The organism is Flavobacterium sp., assembly GCF_021151785.1.
Taxonomy (GTDB): domain Bacteria; phylum Bacteroidota; class Bacteroidia; order Flavobacteriales; family Flavobacteriaceae; genus Flavobacterium.
In genome coordinates, this window is sequence record NZ_JAGKWP010000158.1 from 1 (window position 1) to 3,445 (window position 3,445).

General features: G+C 34.9%; 4 protein-coding genes. 1 reads left to right on the forward strand and 3 read right to left on the reverse strand.

The window, feature by feature from the left end; genetic code table 11:
- The 3 genes from QZ824_RS11120 to QZ824_RS11130 all read right to left on the reverse strand — a co-directional run.
- On the reverse strand, nucleotides 1-2,000 hold a 2,000-nt coding region (locus QZ824_RS11120), incomplete at its 3' end, for a glycosyltransferase (protein ID WP_291276084.1).
- Between the two features lie 4 nt (nucleotides 2,001-2,004).
- Nucleotides 2,005-2,736: an ABC transporter ATP-binding protein gene (locus QZ824_RS11125; RefSeq protein ID WP_291276085.1), complete on the reverse strand. Its 732-nt coding sequence runs from the start codon at nucleotides 2,734-2,736 to the stop codon at nucleotides 2,005-2,007.
- Between the two features lie 3 nt (nucleotides 2,737-2,739).
- Nucleotides 2,740-3,267: an ABC transporter permease gene (locus tag QZ824_RS11130; protein ID WP_291276086.1), complete on the reverse strand. Its 528-nt coding sequence runs from the start codon at nucleotides 3,265-3,267 to the stop codon at nucleotides 2,740-2,742.
- Nucleotides 3,268-3,280: 13 nt separating this feature from the next.
- On the opposite strand from QZ824_RS11130, the gene QZ824_RS11755 reads away from it, so the two are divergent.
- On the forward strand, nucleotides 3,281-3,397 hold the full coding sequence (locus tag QZ824_RS11755) for a YjfB family protein (protein ID WP_366844524.1): 117 nt from the start codon (nucleotides 3,281-3,283) through the stop codon (nucleotides 3,395-3,397).
- Nucleotides 3,398-3,445 lie beyond the last annotated feature (48 nt).

Below are 3,445 nucleotides of genomic sequence, written 5' to 3' on the forward strand. Positions count from 1 at the left end.
ATCAATATCAACTGGGAATATTTTATAATTTTTTTTATTTTTTTACCTGTAGGCGAAAAAATCAATTTTGATATAAATGAAGCATTTATATCCGCAAGGGTATTAAGCAGCACTGACTTTTCTTCAATAATTGTAGTATCAACTGGCTTGGACAATATTGATTGTACGAATGCTTCTGTTTCAATTGCAACATCTGTCCATGAACGGTAAGTGAATGAGCCTATAGTTTTAACTTCTGTATGCCCGTTGCTTAATAAGTCAGGAATCTCACTGAAATATTCAAACAACCGGGCATTGCTTGCCAGTTCTGTATTAACTGTAGATAAAACTTCTCTATTGATTGCATTATTAAAAAGCAACAATCTTTTTCCGTATGATAAACTTTCAATAATCGGCAATCCAAAGCCTTCATACTGACTCGGAAAAATGATTGATTCAGCATTTTTATATAAAGAATGAATAAACGCAGAAGACAAGTTACCGCTTGCTATAAATTTGAAATTAGATTGATATTTGAACGCTGGTATAAACCCAAAGAATACGAAATTTTTCACGAGATCAGATTTACTCAGCACTTCATATACAAGTTCTAAGGATTTATGTTTATAGTGGTTTCCGATTACCAGTACATAATCTTTAAACAAATCATGCTCTTCTTCACTCCCGGAATCTGTGTTCTTTTTATTGACACCATGATGAATAACCTTGACCTTAGGCTCAATGTTAGAAATTTCTACGCTGCTGAAATATGCCTGCACATCCTGTTTTACAAAATTACTGATACAGATTACTCCATTGGCATACTTAATTGAATTGTAAAAAATTCGTTTAAGACTCTGACTGCCCGACAATAATTGCGGAGACCTTAAAGTAATAATATCCTGTAATGTAAACATTGAATTCAGTCCGCATTTTAAATGGATCATCCAGTGTTCCCAGGTAAATATTTGAGATGGAGAAAATATCAGTGTATAATTGGACTCTACCTGATCATGCTCAATAAGTACAGGATATAATTTATCTAATTTATGAAAACGTATTACATTCTTGCGAGCCAGTACGGTAATGTGATATTTATCTTTATATAATTTATAAAATGCTTCCAAAAGTCTTAAGCCATATATTGTTGTACCGTCGAAATGCGCCTTCGCTTCATACAGACAGAATAACAGTTTAGGTTTTCCTATCAAAACATTTATAAATGGTTCTAATGGCGGAGCTCCGACTCTGAAATATTCTTGTATACTATCTTCATAATAAGGATAGCGTTTCTTTAAAATCTTATCATTTTTTTTGTCTCTTACAGACTTTTCCTTTAAACCAAAACTTTTGGATTCATAATGCAAAACTAATGCATGATTTGCACAAATGATTGAATAACCATATTGTGAAATACGCATACAAAAATCATTCTCTTCGTGATAGCCTTTGTCATATACCTCATCAAACAATCCGAAATTTACAATCAAACTTCTCTTGATGAGCATACAAAAACCAACCGCCGTTGGTATAACATGAAATCGCGGCAATAATTTACTGGTCTGAACAAACAACTGAATCTGCTCTTCTTTTGAATAGGTATCAATTTCAGCATGTTCAAATATGGGGAATGTAAGCAACGTTGCATTGTTACTTCTAGGACATACAACTCCATGCTGATTTTGAGCATGTAAAATTGTATATAGTTCACTTAAAAAATTTTCTGTTACCTCTGTATCTGAGTTCAACAGAAGAATATCATTATCTGTTTTGTCTAATTCAAAAACAGCTCTATTGCATGTTTTTACAAAACCCAGATTTTTATCATTCCTGAAATATTCAAACTGTACATGACCGGAAATTTTTGAGTTGATCTTTTCTTCTAAATAATCAGCCTCTTCGCTGCAGTCATTTACCAATAAAACCCGTACATCTTTCGGACAATAATTAATCAATGAACCTATGCACAATTCAAGCGTTGTCCAATCTTTGTATATAGGAATGACAATGGTAACTTTCATTTGATCAATTATACGCAGCTGCAATTTCGTCTATAGTTCCAGTGTATATAATTCTGCCTTTTTCTAAAACCATTCCGCGCTTGCATATCCGTTTAAGTTCATTAGGGTCTTGTGAAACAAACAATATTGTTGCTCCGGATGCAATGATTTCATTAATGCGTTTATAGCATTTTTCCCTGAAAAATAAATCTCCCACTGCCAGAGCTTCATCAATAATAAAAATTTCAGGATCATAACTTACAGCTACTGCAAAACCCAGGCGGCTAAGCATACCTGAAGAGTATCGTTTAACCTGCATACTCAACTGTTCATGTGTGAGTTCACTAAAATCCCTTATTTTATCAATAGACTGCTTTACTGTTTCGGGATGAATTCTCATCAAAGAACTGCACAGCTCAATGTTTTCATAACCGGTCAATTCAAGCTCAAGTCCTACACCTAATGCCAGCAAAGGAGCAACCACACCATTAACAGATAATTGTCCGGAATCTGGTTTAATAATTCCTGACAACACTCTTAAAAGAGTACTTTTACCTGAGCCATTTCTTCCCAGTATTCCAAAGCATTCTCCACGCTTTATCTCTAAATTCAGATCAAATAAAACCTGTTTGCGAACAAATGGTTTTTTCGTTCCAAGGGACATTAAAAATTCTTTAAATGATCCTATCCCATGCCCCTGAATATAAAAAGATACATTCAGGTCTTTACATTCAATGATGTTTTCTATATGACTCATTTCTTACAAATTCGAAACAAAACCCTTTTCTAATTTATTATATACGCTTGTTCCAACATAGATTGAAAGACAAGACCAAAACAATAGTATTGCCAGCTCAGTCCAGCTTAACCATAATCCATTATAAATCACATGGTGTATAGCTTCCATGAATTGAGCCAAGGGATTCAGTTTATAATAAACTCTCCATTTTTCAGGAACAATATCAATTGCATATGCAACTGGCGTGGCGTAAAATATAGCCGGACTAAAGGATAACCAAATCATATTTACATCCCGATAGAAAACATTTAAAGACGCCAGCATCAATCCGAGGCCATAAGTAAAAGAAGTAAATAATATTATTATCGGGAAAATACATAACAAGCTAAACTGAAATTTTGCACCTAAGAAAAACATCAGAAAAGCAAAAGGTATTAATGATAAGAAAAAATTAATAAGTGAACTTGACAACAATGAAATTACAAAAAATGAACCTGGTATATTGATTGACTTTAATATACCAGCGCCGCTCACTATGGAATTTGTCATTTGACTTGTTGCCGTGCTGAAAAAAGCTCAGGACATCCAGGCTTCCAGCGCATCCGCCCTGATTGAGGCGATTCCGCCGGTGCCTAATTTGCCGCCTCACCTCGGCAACAACATCAATACGACTGCCTGAGCGGCGTCGCGCGGCCTTGTGCCGCAGCCTCTTCGTAACCGGTGGTGC